This window comes from Sphingobium sp. D43FB (assembly GCF_002312805.1).
Classification (GTDB): Bacteria; Pseudomonadota; Alphaproteobacteria; order Sphingomonadales; family Sphingomonadaceae; genus Sphingobium.
This window is the reverse complement of record NZ_NMUA01000156.1, coordinates 1-875: the sequence shown is the minus strand read 5'-3', so window position 1 is coordinate 875 and position 875 is coordinate 1. Positions and strand designations below refer to the sequence as shown.

Sequence of the window (875 nt, the reverse complement as noted above, 5' to 3'; positions counted from 1 at the left end):
GCTTTCCTTCCTCGAGCAACGCTGCGCAGTTGGCGCTCCGCGGCGTTGTTTGAGAGACATATCCGGCCATCGGCGAGGAAGGTGGTGAAGCCTGCCCAGTCGTTCTGGAGGTAGGCGATGGCCTTGGCCACGGCATCGTGACGAGAGAGCTTGCTACGCGTCTCACGCATCCATGCCTCTAGTTCAGCGACGATCGGAGCGGACAGTTCCTGACGAACGGCCAGGCGCTCGGCGGCAGGCTTGCCGTTGATGCCGCGCTCGATGGCAGAGAGCCGATCGATGATCTCGAGCGCCTCGGTCGCCAGCGGCGAGATGAGCGGCGCGGTGCCCTTTTTCTTTCGCTTGAGCTGCTGCCGGATGTCGACGAGCTTGAAGAATTCCCGGCGTGCATGAACCCAGCAATTTGCGCGCGTCATGGGCTTATCGGCCCAGCCTTCCTCGAACAGGGCATTGAAGCCGGCATACCTGTCGACCTGGAGAATACCGGTATAGCCGGCCAGGTGGGCGCGGGGATGCTCGCCCCTGCGATCGCTGGAGTAGTAGCACAGTGCCACTGGCGGGGCCGGGCCGCCGAACGGGCGATCGTCGCGCACATAGTCCCATATCCGCGCCACGCTGGTTTTCAGCTTGGCCAGAAGTGGAACGGTGGTGTCGTCTGCATGCAGGCGGTCAGCGGCAAGCCCGTGCGCCTCCAGCAGCAGGAACAGGGGTTTCACCGCCACGCAGATGGCGCCGATCTGATCCGCGAGCGTCGAGAGGCTCAAGGGGATGCCCTCGGCCTCGAGCCGGTCACGCTGGCTGTTGAGAGGCTGGTGCAGACCGTACTTCTGGAAGGCGAGGTTTGCCAGGAAGTGCGGCCCGAACATCCCGCGCGG

The 875-nt window shown here is 64.3% G+C and carries 1 protein-coding gene; it reads right to left on the bottom strand.

What is annotated here, in order from left to right; genetic code table 11:
* The coding region (locus tag SxD43FB_RS23795; RefSeq protein WP_141249650.1) for an IS66 family transposase at window positions 1-875 on the bottom strand (875 nt) is incomplete at both ends.